This is a genomic window from Sulfurospirillum diekertiae (genome assembly GCF_011769985.2).
Classification (GTDB): Bacteria; Campylobacterota; Campylobacteria; order Campylobacterales; family Sulfurospirillaceae; genus Sulfurospirillum; species Sulfurospirillum diekertiae.
The window spans coordinates 1,200,176-1,216,192 of sequence record NZ_CP039734.2; the positions used below are offsets into that span (position 1 = coordinate 1,200,176).

Sequence of the window (16,017 nt, forward strand, 5' to 3'; positions counted from 1 at the left end):
TAGAATTAAAAAAATCCATTTTGAAGGATTTATCCCGTGGATAAAAAAATTCGAAAAAGTGAAAAAATTTTGGATGCAGCATTACTGCTCTTTTCAACACGAGGTTTTTACGCCACTACAATTCCTGATATTGCAAAAGCTATGGGGATGAGTGTTGGAAATCTCTACAATTATTTTTCTTCCAAAGAGATTCTTGCTAAGGAAATCATTAAATACTCTTCCGATATTTTGGGTGCTGCAATACGTACCGTCAATGAAGAAGAAGGGAGTGCGAAAGAAAAAATACGTAAAATCGTTGCGATTTATTTTGAAATGGCAACCTCTAAACCACAGCATATTAATTACTTTCTACGTGTCTATCTTGCGAATAAAGAGGTTTTTAAAGATGGTTGCGAAGGGATGCTCTGTGTCTCTTCTTTTGTGACAGAACTGATGATTTTTTTTGAAGAGGGCGTTGCCTCTGGTGAGCTTCGAAACCAAGATTTTTTCTCAGCATTTGGACTGTTTATGGGCTATCTTGGTGGATTTGTTTTTCTCAATGGTGAAGGCGTCTTGGAAAAAGATCTTAATTATTACGTCGATGATATTGCGTTGAATATTTATAACGCACTCAAAAAGAATCAATGAAACACAAATCAACCATTGTTTGGCTTCAAGGTCTTACATGTAATGGTAACAGTCACTCTTTTTTGAATTACCCTCAGATGCCAAGTTTTGCCTCTTCTTTTGAGATGATCTATCATCCATTAATCTGTGGTGCACAGAGTTTTAGTACAGTACTCGAGAGTAATGAGCACTTTGATTTTTTGATTATAGAAGGTGCTTTAAGCCATGATGAGCGTTTACTTCAACGTTTTGGTATCCCTTTTTATGAGATTCTTGATAATTTTGCGAAAAGAGCCAAGCATATTATTTGTGCAGGTAGCTGTGCGAGCTTTGGTGGTATTTTTAGGCTTCGCGATCCTGAAAAAATTACGGGAGCATTATTTAGCGGTAAAGAGAAAGGTGGTTATTGGTTAGAAAAGAGCAATGTTGTTAATATTCCAGGTTGTCCACTGCATCCAAGATGGCTTGTTGAAACACTGTTCGCGTTACGAGATAGAGACACACTCCTTTTAGATGAATTTTTGCGTCCTAAAGAGGTCTTTGCGTATCTTGCGCATCATGGTTGTTTACGTAATGAATATTTTGAATGGAAAGTGGATAGCAAACAGTTAGGCGAAAAAGAGGGGTGTTTGTTCTACGAACATGGTTGCCAAGGACCGATGAGCCATGCTAATTGCAATAAAATTCTTTGGAATGGGGTTAGTTCTAAAACGAGGGCAGGTTCACCTTGTCTTGGATGTACAGAATTTGACTTTCCTCGTCGCGCTCTGTTTGAGACACAAAAAAATATGTCATTACCTCAAACGCCTTTTGGTATCAGCAAACGTGCTTATTATACAGTAGCAGGTGTTGCTAAAAGTTTTAAGATAGAGAGACTTGAAAAGAAGCTGATAGATGAAAATCACTAAAGAGATTATCGAACGAATAGAGGGTGAAGCTACCTTAGAACTTGAATGGGACAACGAACAGGTCACCTTTGCCAAAATCAAATTTTTTAATTACCGTGGAATTGAAGAGATTTTGAAAAAGCGACCTTTGCTCGATGCATTGGCTTTGACACCACGCGTATGCGGTATCTGCTCGCATTCTCATGCTATTGCCTCTGTATTAGCGATCGAATCTATTTTTGAAAATCAAGGTGAATCTTTACATGTAAGCCAAAAAGCCAATGATATTCGTGAAATCGCACTGAATGCTGAGAAGATTCACAATCATATCAAATGGTATTTTTTCTCCATTTTGCCAGAACTTAAACGAGTTGCCGATCCAACGTATCACGGCAATGCTTATAAAGAGAAGCAGTGGTTTCAAGCGCAAAATGCCATTATGGAAAGTCTAAAAATGGGGGCACATTTTACGGGACAATGGCCGCATGGCTCTTTTGTAATGGCAGGTGGCGTGACATGCGATCCGCTCCAAAGTGATGTTGTAAGCGCGATTGGATGTTTAGATTCTGTGATTTCATTTTGTGAAGAGCATTTTTATGGCATGCCTTTAGAAGAATTTTTGAGTTTTGATTCAGCTCTTCAAGTCATGTCAGTACCTTCTGCACTCTCTTATGGCATTGATGAGATGCTCAAACAGGGATTTGATCGTTTAGGCAGAAGTTATGACCGCTTTTTAGCTTTGGGAAAATCTTATATGTACGAAGGAAGCCTTAAAGCTTCCAAAACAGCTGTTCTAGGGGCAGATGTCAAATATGTACAGGAAAGTTTAGAACACACCTTCTTTGAAGACAAGCACAAAGGGTATACGTATTCAAAAAGTGCTCAATACAAAAAAAGCTATTGTGAAGTAGGACCATTGGCGCGCTTAATGGTAGCAAAAGAGCCACTCATGCGTGATTTTCATAGACGCTTTAAAGATGCAGCGCTCACGCGAGTGGTGGCTCGTGCGGTAGAATGTGCCCATTTGATTGCGCGTACCAAGCAACTTCTCTCTAAGCTTAATCTAAAAGAGCCCTCTTTTTATCCTCCCAAAAAAGATATTCATAGTTTAAGTGGAGAGGGTGTAGGGATTATTGAAGCACCAAGAGGAACGCTCATTCATCAGGTGGATGTTCGCAACGGAGTCATTGAGTTATACAATATCATCACACCAACCGTTTGGAACCTTGGAAATGGTAATCGTGAAAATCCTTCCACCGCACAAAAGGCAATTATTGGTCTAAATTCATTTACCAAAGCCGATTTTATCCTGAAAAGTTTTGATGTATGTTCGGTTTGTACGACCCAATAATCAGGTCATTATCGGTGTGACAATTTAGCCATTTTTAATATAATACACTTTTTATCTTCTTTCTTTGTTACATTTTTACTCTATTACTTTAAATTGCACTTAATATTGTTTGTTTTCTGCTGATTGTGAAACGTTTTTTGATTTAATTCTAAGTGAATAGTCATTCAGGTAAATAACTATTGTCTATTTACTGAATAATGCCTTAACTTTTTGATCTTGGAAAATTTACACAGGAGAGATTTATGGAACATGCTAAACTGTACGAAAGGCTTGCTGAGCGACTTAGCAATCTTGAGAAGTTCCCCCGTATTAAGGAGGACAAATCTATTGCGGCACTAATGGAAGAACATGGAATTAGCCGTAGAGATTTTATGAAGTGGGCAGCAGGTGTCACTGCAATGTTGTCTTTACCTTCAGAATTTACACCACTTATGGCGCAAGCTGCTGAATTGACAGATCGTTTGCCTGTTATTTGGTTGCATATGGCAGAATGTACGGGCTGTAGTGAGAGTTTGCTTCGAACAGACGCTCCAACAATCGATAGTTTGATTTTTGATCATATCTCATTAGAGTATCATGAAACTTTGATGGTTGCTTGTGGTTGGCAGGCTGAGCACAATTTAGAGAGTGCTATTGAAAAATATAAAGGTAAATACATTTTAATGGTTGAAGGTGGTATTCCTGCAGGAAGCAGTGAATTCTTCTTAACCGTTGGACCACATGGCCAAACAGGTCAAAAAAGTGCACAAAAAGCAGCAGATTCTGCAGCAGCTATTTTTGCTATTGGCTCTTGTTCAAGTTTTGGTGGTATTCAAGCGGCTCATCCAAATCCTACCAATGCACAACCACTTAGTAAAGTAACCAATAAACCTGTTATTAATGTTCCAGGCTGTCCTCCAAGTGAGAAAAATATTGTCGGTAACGTACTTCACTATATTCTTTTTGGCACACTTCCAGCACTTGATGCATACAATCGTCCAAAATGGGCTTATGGTTTTAGAATTCATGACCTTTGCGAAAGACGTGGTCACTTTGACGCGGGCGAGTTCGTACAAGAATTTGGCGATGCTGGTGCAAAAAAAGGTTTCTGTCTTTATAAAGTAGGTTGTAAAGGTCCTTATACTTTTAATAACTGTTCACGTGAGAGATTTAACCAACATACTTCTTGGCCAGTTCAAGCAGGTCACGGCTGTATTGGCTGTTCAGAACCAGGTTTCTGGGACAATATGGGACCATTTGAAGAGCCACTAGGTGATAGACTTTATAAAACAGTTTATGGCGATGGTGCTGATAAAACTGCTGATAAAGTTGGTGTTGCGCTTCTCACTGCAACTGCGGTAGGTATTGCGGCTCATGCGGCAATTGCTGCGGTTAAGGGCAGTGGAAAAACTGAAGAATAAGAGAAGGATAAGTAAATGAGTAAAAGAATCGTAGTAGATCCAATCACCAGAATTGAAGGACACTTAAGAGTTGAAGTTATTGTAGATGATAACAACGTTGTTACAGAAGCATACTCTTTTTCAACACTTTGGAGAGGTATTGAAACTATCCTTAAAGGCAGAGATCCAAGAGATGCTGGTTTTATGGTACAAAGAATTTGTGGTGTTTGTACATACTCTCACTATAAAGCAGGTATTATGGCAGTTGAGAATGCTCTAGGAATTGAGCCTCCTCTTAATGCAAAACTAACACGTACATTGATGAACAATGCACTTTTCTTGCATGATCACGTTGTACACTTCTATCATCTTCATGGACTTGACTGGGTTGATGTTGTTTCAGCGCTTAAAGCAGATCCACGTAAAGCTGCGGAAGAGGCATTTAAATACACAGACTCTCCTGTTGCATGCGGTGCAGACATCCTTATGGCAACTCAAAAAAGAGTAGCGGAATTTGTTAAAAAAGGAAATCTTGGACCATTCGCTAATGCGTATTGGGGACATGCAACCTACAAATTAACACCAGAGCAAAACTTAATTGCTGTTTCTCACTACCTTAAAGCACTTGAACTTCAAAGAACTGCTGCACAAATGATGGCTATCTTTGGTGCAAAACAACCACATCCACAAAGCTTAACCGTTGGTGGTGTAACGTGTGTTATGGATCTTCAAGACCCAGCTCGTTTGGGTGAATATATGACGAAATTTAAAGAGATGGCAGACTTTGTAAATCATGCTTACTATCCTGATGTTGTTATGGCTGGACTTGCTTATTCAAAAGAGCCAAGTGTCACAGGTGGTTTGGGTGTTGCAAATCTCTTTACTGAAAAAGAGTTCCAAATTAATGCTAAAGACTTCTTGTTTGAGAGTGGTGTTATGATGGGTGAAGATGTGGTTAATTTAATCACTGGCAAACCATTTAAAGTTCAAACATTGGATGAGAGTAAAATCACTGAAGAAGCAACACGTTCTTGGTATAAAGATAACGCTGCATATCATCCATACGAGGGTCGTCAAGAGCCTAATTATACTGGCTTTAAAGATGCACAAACTGTCAATGATAAAGGTGAGCTTGCTGCAACTAAAGTTATTGATGAAAATGGTAAATATACATGGGTTAAAGCTCCTCGTTATGATGGTAAACCACTTCAAGTTGGACCATTGGCAAATATCGTTATTAACTATGCGCTTGGTAACAAACGCGTTAAAGTTGTCGTTGATAAATTCTTGAAAGATACAGGACTTCCTATTACTGCTGTAGCTTCAACACTCGGTCGTACAGCATGTCGTATGATTGAAGCCAAAGTTGTAGCTGATAACGGTATGGAAGCATTTACCGCATTGATTAATAATCTTAAAGTTGATGATGCTACCTGTGCAAGCTATAAAATCGACAAAAATAAAGAGTACAAAGGTCGCTATATTGGACATGTTCCTCGTGGTGTTCTTAGTCACTGGGTTAAAATCAAAAATGGCGTGATTGAAAACTACCAAGCAGTTGTTCCAACAACTTGGAATGCAAGTCCAAAAGACGCTAAAGGTGTTAGAGGATCTTATGAAGAGTCTTTAATTGGTTTAAAGATCACTGATCTTTCTCAACCGCTTGAAATTGTAAGAATCATCCACTCTTATGATCCATGTCTTGCATGTGCTGTACATGTAATGGATACAAAAGGGAATGAGATGAGCAGTTATAAGGTCAATGTTAACGGCGCGTCTTGCTAAAAGCGAAAGGGAGTCTAACAATGAAAAGAAATGTAGAATTTGAGTTCTCAGCAGGGCTTCGTTGGACGCACTGGCTAAGGGCAATCGCTATTTTTGTATTAACGGTGACAGGGTTTTATTTGGCCTATGTATTCATCGCTCCTGAATCATCAGATGAGCCTATCCTCTTCTTGAATGCAAAGTTCAGAATGTGGCATGAAATTGCAGGGTTTTTATTGATTGCAATTACACTCTACAAAACGTACCTTTTTTGCCTTGATGGTATCAGTTCAAAAGAGAGAGTATCGTTTGTAGATTTCATCAGTCCAAAGATATGGTTTCAACAGCTTAAATATTACCTTTTTATGGGAGAACATCCTCATTTAAAAGGTGTCTATAATCCGTTGCAATTTATCGCTTATGTGGGACTTTATGCAATGATTTTTATCATCAGCTTAACAGGTCTCATTTTGTATGTCAATTGTTATCAAGGTGGCGGTATTGGTCTCTTCTTATATGACTATATGCGTCCAATCGAAGCAATGATGGGTGGACTCGCAATGGTTAGAGAAATTCACCACATTGTTATGTGGGGTATTTTGATCTTCTTACCAATTCATATCTATATGGCAATCTTTAACTCAATCATGGGTAAAGAGGGCTCTTTGGATGCGATTTTCAGTGGTTATAAGTTTCTTAAACACGATCCAAAACACTAAGAGAGTTTTTACTTGAAAGTGTTGATTTTAGGCATTGGCAATGTAATGTTCTCCGACGAAGGCGTCGGAGTTCATCTTTGCCGTCTTGTTGAACAAAAATATGCGTTTTCTTCTCCCGAACATACCCTTACCTTTATTGATGGTGGTACACTAGCGGAGCGTTTAATTCCCATTATTGCTGAGTATGACTATGTCATTGTATTAGATTGTGTTGATACAAGAGATGGAGAAATTGGAGATGTTTATTTCTTCGATTTTGAAAATGTTCCTAATACAATCACATGGCAAGGGAGTGTTCATGAAGTCGAGATGCTTCAAACACTTAATATGATGGATATGGTAGGAGATCGTCCTCCTACAAAAATTATTGGTATAATTCCAGAAGTTATAGAAGATACAACGTTACAACTTACAGATGCTGTCGTCAAAGGCAGTGGTATTATGGAAAATGTTTTACTAAAACATTTGAGTGAACTTGGATTTACATATCAGCAAATCAGTGATATTGACATCCAAAGTGTGGCAAATACGTCCTGTTTGGGGGATCGATGATTTTAGCATTTGAGTTTAATTATATATCATATAATGGTATTTTAGAAAATTTATTGAAAGAAATTGCAAATGATTTTGGTATTGTACATAAAATTATACGTAAAGAATCGATTGTAACACTGTTTATTGATGCCGATGAAGTTCGTTTAGGCACTTTTGCAGATACTCTTTCTTCTTCGCTTCCATTGTCTATCTTTTTTAAGTCTTCCAGTGTTGAAGTTTTAGAAAGCATGCCTGAGGAAGAAGAAGTATTGCCATCAATGGCATATACCGTAGAATTTACACCTAAAATTTTAGCTTCAGTGGATGCACCAAGTTCTCCTCAGTATCTTTCTCCTTTTGTTGTTGTACCAAAAGATGCGTCTATTCATCTTGTACATGAGGGAAAAAATCTTTTACATGTAAACATGACAGAAGGCTATGAATCGCTTTATGAAAAAGTTTCTGAACTGATTGTTGCAGGTGAAAATATAGCCATCCAAACTAAAAATGGCCATTTTGTTTTTGGCAAAATTGAAAACATCTCTGCATGTTCTCATGTTGTATTTCCTGAAGTGATTGCAACGGATTTATCGGTTGTTGAGCGCATGGTTGTCAGTAGAGAAAATGAGATCAAAGCGCTTGCCTCTTTAGAGCGCCCTTCAATTCGTTTTAAAGTAAATGCACTGTTCGCACAAAAAGAGATTTTTCAAGAAGCTCGCGTCATGTTAAGACTTGCAGATGATCTTTTCTTGTATCAACTCTCTAAACGACTCTTTGCAAAAGGGGTTCATTTCCTTTTTAAAGCTTCTCCTAAAGAGTGTCAAAGTCTGTACAGCGTTGATTATGAACAAACTTTGAAAGCGCTAGAGCCATTAGTGGTAAGTGTCCTTGAAAATGGGACTATTTTAATTGTTCAAGGTAAAAGTTATGCTTCTGAGGCGCTCAAAGGAAGTTTGAAAAAATTTGATGAACCTTCCCATGCAGCATTGGCTTCTATTTTACAAGAGCATAAGCTTTTTGATACAGCGTTGAGCTGTTTTTATTTTAGTCGAACTCATAATGATCGTGTCATGCACTATTCCAAAGAAAATGGCATGCTTAATCTTGTGGAAATTTTACTGCCAAGTTCATTTGCTGAGCTTTTTGCAGAAATTGAGAGAAGTAGTCCTAGTGCTGAGCGTCTTGTTGCCAGTTATAAGGAACAGTTTCCTGAACTGTACGAAAAAATAATTCATACAGTTATTCCAAACACATTACCAAAGAGTATTTATTCCCTTTGGAAAATTGTAGCAATCGTACTAGGCATTAGTGATAATTTTGATCGCGCTGCTGAACAACTCATTGAAAATGCCGAAGATTTTGGTGGTCAAAAAGGTCCACGTATTGACTATTATTTGGAAAAAGAGGATGCACTTAGTTCTGATTTGAATTATGTTAGGTTGCTCCGCAGTGGTATGAGTTACAAACTCGCTGGAACGGACACAATAACATTGAGTTTTGGTTGTATGGAAAGTCTCTCTTTTTTCCTCTCCGATATGGCTGATTCTCACAAAGATAATCTTACTTCAAGTAAAATTGCTTTGTGTGGTTCACTGTTTGGCTATAAACGTTTTACAGAGATGCTTTCAAAAAACATCAAGCCAAATCATACGATCTGCTTGAATAAAGAATTGCCGATTGATCAGTAAATCTCGTCTGATTTATCATATAGAAGGTATTGTCCAAGGGGTTGGTTTTCGCCCCTTTGTCTATACACTTGCCTTACGCTTTCATTTAAAAGGTTTTGTGCTTAACAATTCTAAAGGTGTCATCATTGAGATAGAAGGATTTGAAGAGAGCCTTGATTCGTTTGAACAGGCTTTGTTTAAAGAACTTCCTCCACTTGCGCGCATTGATTTCTGGCAAAAAAATAGGCTTACATGTAAAAATGATACACGCTTCGAAATTCGACAAAGTGATGAAGCAAGTACAAAATCTTCTCTTGTATTACCCGATATGTCCATTTGTGATGATTGTCTGAAAGAATTGTATGATCCAAACAACAGACGCTATCACTACTTTTTCATCAACTGTACACATTGTGGACCTCGCTATTCCATTATCAAAACTGTTCCATATGATCGTCCATACACTTCAATGCAACCCTTTGTAATGTGTGAAGCGTGCCAAAGTGAATACACAAATCCTCTTGATCGCCGCTATCACGCGCAACCTATCAGCTGTCCAACATGCGGACCAACACTCTCTTTGTGTTCCATTAATGGAGAACTATTGGCGACAAATGAAGCGGCGATTGTTAAATTAGCGGATTTGATTAATGTTGGGCATATTGTAGCACTCAAAGGCATGGGAGGTTTTCATCTCATTTGTGATGCCACAAGCGACAGGGTGTTAGCGAGCTTGAGAGAGCGTAAACACAGACCTTCCAAACCGTTTGCTGTTATGTTTAAAACTATAGAAGCGATCAAAGAAGAGTGTATTTTAAGTGCTCAAGAAGAAGAGGGTATTTGCTCTCTGCTTCGCCCGATTGTTCTTGTAAAGCGCAATGTTAAGGCTTCTAAAATCAGTGGACTCATTGCCCCTCGCATCGATCGTCTTGGTGTTTTCTTACCTTATACACCTTTACATGTAATGCTTTTTGAGTACCTCAAAAACCCTATCGTGGCAACCAGTGCCAATCGCTCTGGTGAGCCCATTATTAGCGAAGTAACTGTTTTAAAACAAAAGCTTCATGACGTTGTGGAGTATTATCTGGATTATAACCGTGAAATAGTCAACTCCAGTGATGACAGTGTTTTACAATACCTTGGTGATAAAACGCTTTTGATGCGCTCTTCTCGTGGTATTGCTCCAAAGAGCTTTCGAGTTGATTCATCGGATGAGCGGAAAATCTTAGCCGTAGGCGCACATCAAAAAAACGCGATTGCTATCTATCTTAATCACCAAATTATTGTGAGTCCTTATATTGGTGATTTGGATAATATTGCCTCGAATGATCTATTTGAAAAGATGATAGAGCGTTTTTCACGATTTTATGATTTTACACCCGATCTGATCGTCGGCGATTTGCATCCAAATTATGTATCAACACAGTGGGTAAAAAGACAAAATATTCCTTTTGTTCAGGTGCAGCATCACTATGCACATATTCTCTCTGCTATGTGTGAACATAAACTGAGCGGAAAAGTGTTAGGCATCGCATGGGATGGTACGGGGTATGGTGATGATGGTACGATTTGGGGTGGTGAGTTTTTAGTGTGTGATCCTAGTGGTTATGAACGTGTATGTTTTTTTGAACCTTTTCCTCTTTTGGGTGCAGATGCGAGCATTAAAGAGATTAAACGCATTTTAGCTTCGCTTCTGTGGGATGTATTGGGTGACGAGGCTGATGCATTGTTATTAGACTATTTTGATGAAAAGGCACTCAAACGTCTCAAACAAATTTACACCAAAAAGATTAATTCACCCCTATGCTCATCAGTAGGAAGACTCTTTGATGCCGTTGCCGTTTTGTGTGGAATGGAAGGAAATGTAAGTTATGATGGAGAAAGTGGCTTGCTTATTGAAGCTCTGTATGATCCTGCCATTACAGATCGCTATACATTTGAAATAGACGATAAAATGATTCGTTATAAACCTATGTTTGCTCAAATGCTTCACGATAAAGAACCACACCTGATTGCTTCTAAATTTATCAATACATTGGTCGAAATGGCTCTTACCATAAGTCATCGTTACACTTATCCAATCGTTCTTGGAGGTGGAGTGTTTCAAAATCGCACACTCATGGAACAAATACTTCAAAATGTCACACAACCTCTCTATTTTCCGTTACAATTAGCAATCAATGATGGCGGAATTTGTGTTGGACAGATCTACAAATCACTTCAAAAGTAATATTAATATTTTTATCTTTAAATAAATAAAGAATAGTATGATTAAAATGTAGTTGAAGTATATAAAAAGGATACACCATGGATAAAATTATTCGTTTTAGTGTTTCACTTCCAGAAAAACTTTTAGAAGAGCTTGACAAAAAAGTTGATGCTCAAGGTTATGCTTCACGTAGTGAATTTACCAGAGACCTAATTCGCGAGAAAATCGTAAAAGATGATTGGCAAGACGATAACAGCGATGTTATAGGTGTTTTGACAATGATCTATACGCATCATCAAAATGAGCTCGTGCAGAAGATTTTGGAAATTCAACATGATGCAAAAATACATATTATGTGTAATACTCATGTACATGTAAGCCATGAAAATTGTCTCGAAACCATTATGGTGACGGGAAAAGTTTCTGAAGTGAAAGACTTTGCACAGAAGATTGCAGGGCTTAAAGGGGTTAAATTCTCCAAACTTGTTGAAGCATCCATTCCCGCTTCATAATCTTTACATGTAAAGATTTTTCTTCCATAGCGTCTCTAAAATGAGGCGCTGTTTTTCTTGAGTATAATTAAATTTAAACTCCGCTTCTTTTAGATAATAGATAAAATTCTCTTTACTCACACCTTTAAAGTGATCCATCCAGCTCTCTAAAAATTTCCAAAAGCGTGTTAAGACGTTGTCAAAACTCTCGTAGTGCGCAACTTTATGCTGGTTAAGATAGCGTGCATAGGTCTCTTTTTCGATGGAATTTTCATCTAAATTTTTCAGGTGTGCAAATTGATCTGGGAGTAAGAGGGTGTGAATAGAGTCGCCGTACACCATACCTAAAATACCGATAGCATCGAAAAGATATTTATTTTTTCCTCTTTTACATGTAGGAAGGTAATAGTATTCGTCATACTGTGAAAACGTCTGTGTTTGTTCTGCATAAAGAGCTTCACAGTGACTTATCAGTAAAAGACGTAGTTTTTGATATTTTTTTGCGATGGTAAGATAATTCAATCCTAAAAGTGTAGCACATTCATACGCACTGTTATTATCGATAAAACACTCCAAAATAGTCATCTCTTGTGCATATTTTACATAGCTAAATGTTCGTTTACATGTAACGCATCGGCATTGCGTTTTAGAGACGAAATAAAGTGCTTTGTTCCCGCAAAAAATGCACTGCTTTTGATCTGTTTTCATGAGTGTATTTTTCCTAAAAATAACTAAGAAACATCTTTTTTTATCTCTTGTTTAAAGACTTCTACTATAATAGAGAAAAAATAGAGACAAGGACTTAAAAATGTGTAAAGATTGCGGTTGTTCAATTACTCCTACTCAATGGTCAGCAGCACATGCGCACGAACACGATCATGATGGTCACACGCATAGTCATTCGCATGATCATGATCACCATGAGCACAAAAATCATGATGAAATTCATGCCAATCCTCAATTAAATGACAAAAAAACCATTGCTGTCATTACGAAGATTTTGGATGCGAACGACACACAAGCATCGCACAATAGAGCGCATTTTGAAGAGCATGGTGTTTTGGCGATCAATCTAATGAGCAGTCCCGGCAGTGGAAAAACAACACTTTTGGAAGCAACGATTGATACAAAAGAGATCAAACTAGCAGTTATAGAAGGCGATCTTGAGACCAATCAAGATGCCGATCGTATCACTGCAAAGGGGGCATTGGCTCATCAAATCACCACAGGTCAAGCGTGTCATTTGGATGCGTTTATGGTGCACGAAGGGCTTCATCATTTACCGATTGATGGGCTTGATGTTGTGTTTATCGAAAACGTGGGCAATTTGGTGTGTCCTGCTAGTTACGATGTCGGAAGTCACCTTAATGTCGTACTTCTTTCCGTTCCAGAAGGCGATGATAAACCAGCTAAATACCCAGTGATGTTTCGAAGTGCCGATCTGTTCTTAATCACAAAGTGCGATCTGTTGCCATATTTTGATTTTAATGTTGAAAAAGCAATTCGTGAGGCTCGAAAGCTCAATCCAAAAGTCGATGTCATCGAGATAGACAGTAAGTCTGGTAAAGGGATTGATCAGTGGATCAATTACTTAAAAATGAAAAAAGCATTGAGGTAATCATGTGTTTATCTATACCTTCTAAAGTCATCGAAATTGATGAAAATAATTATGCAACCGTCGATACCATGGGTGTTAAGCGTAAGGTAACGCTTGATTTGATCAGTGAGCCTGTTAATATTGGTGATTATGTCCTTATTCACGTAGGATTTGCCATGAATAAGATCAGTAAAGAACACGCCGAAGATAGCATTGCGGCTTATAATGAGATCGCTGAAGCGATGCGCGATGGTGAGATCAGTGATGAAGAAGGAAACAGTAATTATGTTTGAAGTGGATCTCATTGAGGGATTTCGCGACCCTGAGCATATGAAAGCCTTGGCGGCACTCATTAAAAAAGAGTGCAAATCCAAAATCAATATTATGGAAGTGTGTGGCGGTCATACACATACGATTATGAAGTTTGGACTTTCTCAAATTTTACCTGATTTGATCGAATTTGTACATGGCCCTGGATGTCCAGTGTGCATTATGCCTAAAGAGCGGATTGATCATGCCATAGCATTAGCAAGTATGCCCAATACCATTTTAGCCACGCTTGGCGATATGATACGCGTCCCAGGCAGTAAAACCTCTTTACAAAAACTTCGCGCCGAGGGTAAAGATATACGTTCACTTTATTCGCCGTTGGATGTCATTAAAATTGCGCAGGAAAATCCTGATAAAAACGTGGTTTTTTTCGCCATTGGTTTTGAAACCACAACGCCGATGAGTGCGGTTTTGATGCAACAAGCCATCGCCCATAAACTGACCAATGTCTTTTTTCACATCAACCATGTCACCGTGCCTGAAGCCGTAGAGGCGATTATGGGAGATGGAAATGCCCTTATTGATGCGTTTCTTGGACCTTCGCATGTGAGTGTCATCACAGGGTATAAAATCTATGAGCCGATCGCTGAAAAATACCACACGCCAATCGTAGTTGCAGGGTTTGAACCCACCGATGTGATGGAGTCGGTTTTGCGCATTGTGCGCCAAGTGAATGAGGGCACAAGTGTTGTTGACAATGAATATGCCAGAGCCGTTTCACGCGAAGGCAATCTCAAAGCGCAAGAGCTTATCAATACTTATTTTGAAAAACGTGATCACTTTAGATGGCGTGGTATTGGTGATATCCCCAAAAGTGCGTTGAAGCTTAAAGCAGAATATGCTGCTTTTGACGCTGAGATTGTGTTTGATGCAGTGTTGCCTAAAACAGAACTTAATGACCATAAAATGTGCATTTGCGGTGATATTCTCAAAGGTAGAGCTAAACCGTTTGACTGTAAGGTCTTTGGTAAAGCCTGTACCCCAACGAATCCAATGGGTTCATGCATGGTTTCGAGTGAAGGGGCGTGTTCGGCGTACTTTAAATATGGAAAATTAAACCTCAAAGGAGTAAGGGCGTGAGCAAAAAGATACTTCTCTCTCACGGAGGTGGCGGTGAAGAGACCCAAAACCTTATTAAAGAGCTATTTTTTAAACATTTTGATAACGAAATTTTATTGCGTATGGAAGATGCTGCAAGCCTTGTGATGAATGACCATAAAATTGCATTTACAACTGACTCTTTTGTTGTTTCACCGCTTTTTTTTAAGGGTGGAAATATTGGTAAGCTTGCGATTGCGGGAACGGTGAATGATCTTTCGATGATGGGGGCAAAGCCTCGTTATATGACCTGTTCTTTTATGATTGAAGAGGGGTTTTTATATTCTCACCTTGAAGAGATTGTTATCACGATGCGTGATGAGATGGCAAAAAGCGGTGTTAAAATTGTTGCTGGTGATACCAAAGTAGTACCAAAAGGTGGGGTTGATGGACTTTTCATTAACACAGCTGGTATTGGTGAGATCATGTATGAAAATATTTCTGCCCATAACTTAGAAGAGGGTGATTGTATCATCGTTTCTAATGAAATTGGCAATCACGGTGCCTGTATCTTAGCAACCCGCGAAGAGATAGAGCTGGAGAGTGATCTTCAAACCGATTGTGCAAGTTTATGGAAACCTGTTGAAGCGCTTATTGATGCAGGTGTGAAGATTCATGCGCTCAGGGATGCGACGAGAGGAGGGCTCAGTGCGGTTTTGAATGAATGGGCTGAAACTTCAAAGGTGTGCATCGAAGTCGATGAGGCAAAAATTCCTGTGGCGCAAGAGGTCAAAGGTGTTTGTGAGCTTCTCGGTTTTGAACCGTATGAATTTGCCAATGAAGGAACCATGGTGATTTGTTTGCCTCAAAGTGAAGCAGTAAAAGCACTTGAGATCCTCAAAAAGTTCCCTGAAACAGCAAAATGTGCCGTGATAGGAAAGGTGAGCAACACCTTTACATGTAAAGTTGTTTTACATACGCCTTGGGGGTCAGAGCGCTTTTTAGAACCACCTAAAGGTGAGTTACTTCCGAGGATTTGCTAATGCATGAGTTTTCCATCGTTAACGCCCTTTTAGAGATGTGCGAAAAAAACGCAAAAGAGCATAATGCGACAAAAATCACTAAAGTTGAAATTAAAATAGGAAAACTCAGTGGTGTTGAACCCTATTTATTGCAAACGGCATTTGATACCTTTAAAGAAGAGACCATTTGTGCTGAGGCAGAATTTATCGTTCATCTGCAAGAAATTGTCATTCATTGTGAGAATTGTCACAATGAAGTAACGCTCACACACAATGAATTTGTTTGCCCTACTTGTAACAGCACTGATTTACGCGTCATCGATGGAGAAGAGATGTACCTCATGCATCTTGAAATGGAGTAAAGAGAGGCTAAGAGTGCATAATGTATAATCAATGATACTATATTATGTTTCTACACGAAAA

General features: G+C 38.7%; 16 protein-coding genes. 15 read left to right on the forward strand and 1 reads right to left on the reverse strand.

From position 1 onward, the window contains the following. Window positions 1–36: 36 nt before the first annotated feature. The 10 genes from FA584_RS06135 to nikR all read left to right on the forward strand — a co-directional run bounded on the left by FA584_RS06135 (window position 37) and on the right by nikR (window position 11,628). Entirely contained in the window at window positions 37–627 is a 591-nt protein-coding gene (locus tag FA584_RS06135; protein ID WP_338055413.1) for a TetR/AcrR family transcriptional regulator, read from the forward strand. Next, the gene (locus tag FA584_RS06140) at window positions 624–1,514 is read left to right on the forward strand and encodes an NADH-quinone oxidoreductase subunit B family protein (protein WP_096046574.1); all 891 of its coding nucleotides are present in this window, start codon (window positions 624–626) and stop codon (window positions 1,512–1,514) included. The genes FA584_RS06135 and FA584_RS06140 overlap by 4 nt, the downstream gene beginning before the upstream one ends. Beyond that, window positions 1,501–2,844, forward strand: a complete 1,344-nt coding sequence (locus FA584_RS06145; RefSeq protein ID WP_167750542.1) for a nickel-dependent hydrogenase large subunit — start codon at window positions 1,501–1,503, stop codon at window positions 2,842–2,844. The genes FA584_RS06140 and FA584_RS06145 overlap by 14 nt, the downstream gene beginning before the upstream one ends. Window positions 2,845–3,086: 242 nt before the next feature. Continuing rightward, the gene (locus tag FA584_RS06150) at window positions 3,087–4,244 is read left to right on the forward strand and encodes a hydrogenase small subunit (RefSeq protein ID WP_087438565.1); all 1,158 of its coding nucleotides are present in this window, start codon (window positions 3,087–3,089) and stop codon (window positions 4,242–4,244) included. 15 nt (window positions 4,245–4,259) lie between these two features. Further along, window positions 4,260–6,008, forward strand: coding sequence for a nickel-dependent hydrogenase large subunit (locus tag FA584_RS06155; protein WP_167750543.1), 1,749 nt, complete (start codon window positions 4,260–4,262; stop codon window positions 6,006–6,008). 20 nt (window positions 6,009–6,028) lie between these two features. After that, window positions 6,029–6,706: a Ni/Fe-hydrogenase, b-type cytochrome subunit gene (gene cybH / locus FA584_RS06160; RefSeq protein WP_087438567.1), complete on the forward strand. Its 678-nt coding sequence runs from the start codon at window positions 6,029–6,031 to the stop codon at window positions 6,704–6,706. A gap of 12 nt (window positions 6,707–6,718) precedes the next feature. Then, a complete protein-coding gene (locus FA584_RS06165) occupies window positions 6,719–7,258 on the forward strand; it encodes a HyaD/HybD family hydrogenase maturation endopeptidase (protein ID WP_087438568.1) in 540 nt (179 codons plus the stop codon). Continuing rightward, a complete protein-coding gene (locus FA584_RS06170; protein WP_167750544.1) occupies window positions 7,255–8,928 on the forward strand; it encodes a hypothetical protein in 1,674 nt (557 codons plus the stop codon). The genes FA584_RS06165 and FA584_RS06170 overlap by 4 nt, the downstream gene beginning before the upstream one ends. Beyond that, the gene (gene hypF, locus FA584_RS06175) at window positions 8,918–11,137 is read left to right on the forward strand and encodes a carbamoyltransferase HypF (protein WP_167750545.1); all 2,220 of its coding nucleotides are present in this window, start codon (window positions 8,918–8,920) and stop codon (window positions 11,135–11,137) included. The genes FA584_RS06170 and hypF overlap by 11 nt, the downstream gene beginning before the upstream one ends. Window positions 11,138–11,214: 77 nt before the next feature. Beyond that, entirely contained in the window at window positions 11,215–11,628 is a 414-nt protein-coding gene (nikR, locus tag FA584_RS06180) for a nickel-responsive transcriptional regulator NikR (protein WP_087438571.1), read from the forward strand. A gap of 3 nt (window positions 11,629–11,631) precedes the next feature. Here nikR and FA584_RS06185 read toward each other — a convergent pair whose 3' ends face one another. Beyond that, a complete protein-coding gene (locus FA584_RS06185; RefSeq protein ID WP_167750546.1) occupies window positions 11,632–12,315 on the reverse strand; it encodes a transposase in 684 nt (227 codons plus the stop codon). Between the two features lie 100 nt (window positions 12,316–12,415). On the opposite strand from FA584_RS06185, the gene hypB reads away from it, so the two are divergent. Genes hypB through hypA form a run of 5 tightly spaced genes read left to right on the forward strand, consistent with a single transcriptional unit; the run spans window position 12,416 to window position 15,956 of the window. Then, window positions 12,416–13,225: a hydrogenase nickel incorporation protein HypB gene (gene hypB / locus FA584_RS06190; RefSeq protein WP_167750547.1), complete on the forward strand. Its 810-nt coding sequence runs from the start codon at window positions 12,416–12,418 to the stop codon at window positions 13,223–13,225. 2 nt (window positions 13,226–13,227) lie between these two features. Then, window positions 13,228–13,497, forward strand: a complete 270-nt coding sequence (locus tag FA584_RS06195) for a HypC/HybG/HupF family hydrogenase formation chaperone (RefSeq protein ID WP_167750548.1) — start codon at window positions 13,228–13,230, stop codon at window positions 13,495–13,497. 1 nt (window position 13,498) lies between these two features. After that, on the forward strand, window positions 13,499–14,614 hold the full coding sequence (hypD, locus tag FA584_RS06200; RefSeq protein ID WP_167750714.1) for a hydrogenase formation protein HypD: 1,116 nt from the start codon (window positions 13,499–13,501) through the stop codon (window positions 14,612–14,614). Then, the gene (gene hypE, locus FA584_RS06205; protein ID WP_167750549.1) at window positions 14,611–15,615 is read left to right on the forward strand and encodes a hydrogenase expression/formation protein HypE; all 1,005 of its coding nucleotides are present in this window, start codon (window positions 14,611–14,613) and stop codon (window positions 15,613–15,615) included. Before hypD ends, hypE begins: the two co-directional genes overlap by 4 nt. Next, entirely contained in the window at window positions 15,615–15,956 is a 342-nt protein-coding gene (hypA, locus tag FA584_RS06210; RefSeq protein ID WP_167750550.1) for a hydrogenase maturation nickel metallochaperone HypA, read from the forward strand. The genes hypE and hypA overlap by 1 nt, the downstream gene beginning before the upstream one ends. Window positions 15,957–16,017 lie beyond the last annotated feature (61 nt).

Coding starts and splice junctions, on each gene's coding strand:
- FA584_RS06150 (WP_087438565.1), top strand. CDS start 3,087: ATGGAACATGCTAAACTGTACGAAAGGCTTGCTGAGCGACTTAGCAAT.
- hypA (WP_167750550.1), top strand. CDS start 15,615: ATGCATGAGTTTTCCATCGTTAACGCCCTTTTAGAGATGTGCGAAAAA.
- FA584_RS06185 (WP_167750546.1), bottom strand. CDS start 12,315: ATGAAAACAGATCAAAAGCAGTGCATTTTTTGCGGGAACAAAGCACTT.
- FA584_RS06140 (WP_096046574.1), top strand. CDS start 624: ATGAAACACAAATCAACCATTGTTTGGCTTCAAGGTCTTACATGTAAT.
- FA584_RS06195 (WP_167750548.1), top strand. CDS start 13,228: ATGTGTTTATCTATACCTTCTAAAGTCATCGAAATTGATGAAAATAAT.
- FA584_RS06145 (WP_167750542.1), top strand. CDS start 1,501: ATGAAAATCACTAAAGAGATTATCGAACGAATAGAGGGTGAAGCTACC.
- hypB (WP_167750547.1), top strand. CDS start 12,416: ATGTGTAAAGATTGCGGTTGTTCAATTACTCCTACTCAATGGTCAGCA.
- cybH (WP_087438567.1), top strand. CDS start 6,029: ATGAAAAGAAATGTAGAATTTGAGTTCTCAGCAGGGCTTCGTTGGACG.
- nikR (WP_087438571.1), top strand. CDS start 11,215: ATGGATAAAATTATTCGTTTTAGTGTTTCACTTCCAGAAAAACTTTTA.
- FA584_RS06155 (WP_167750543.1), top strand. CDS start 4,260: ATGAGTAAAAGAATCGTAGTAGATCCAATCACCAGAATTGAAGGACAC.
- FA584_RS06170 (WP_167750544.1), top strand. CDS start 7,255: ATGATTTTAGCATTTGAGTTTAATTATATATCATATAATGGTATTTTA.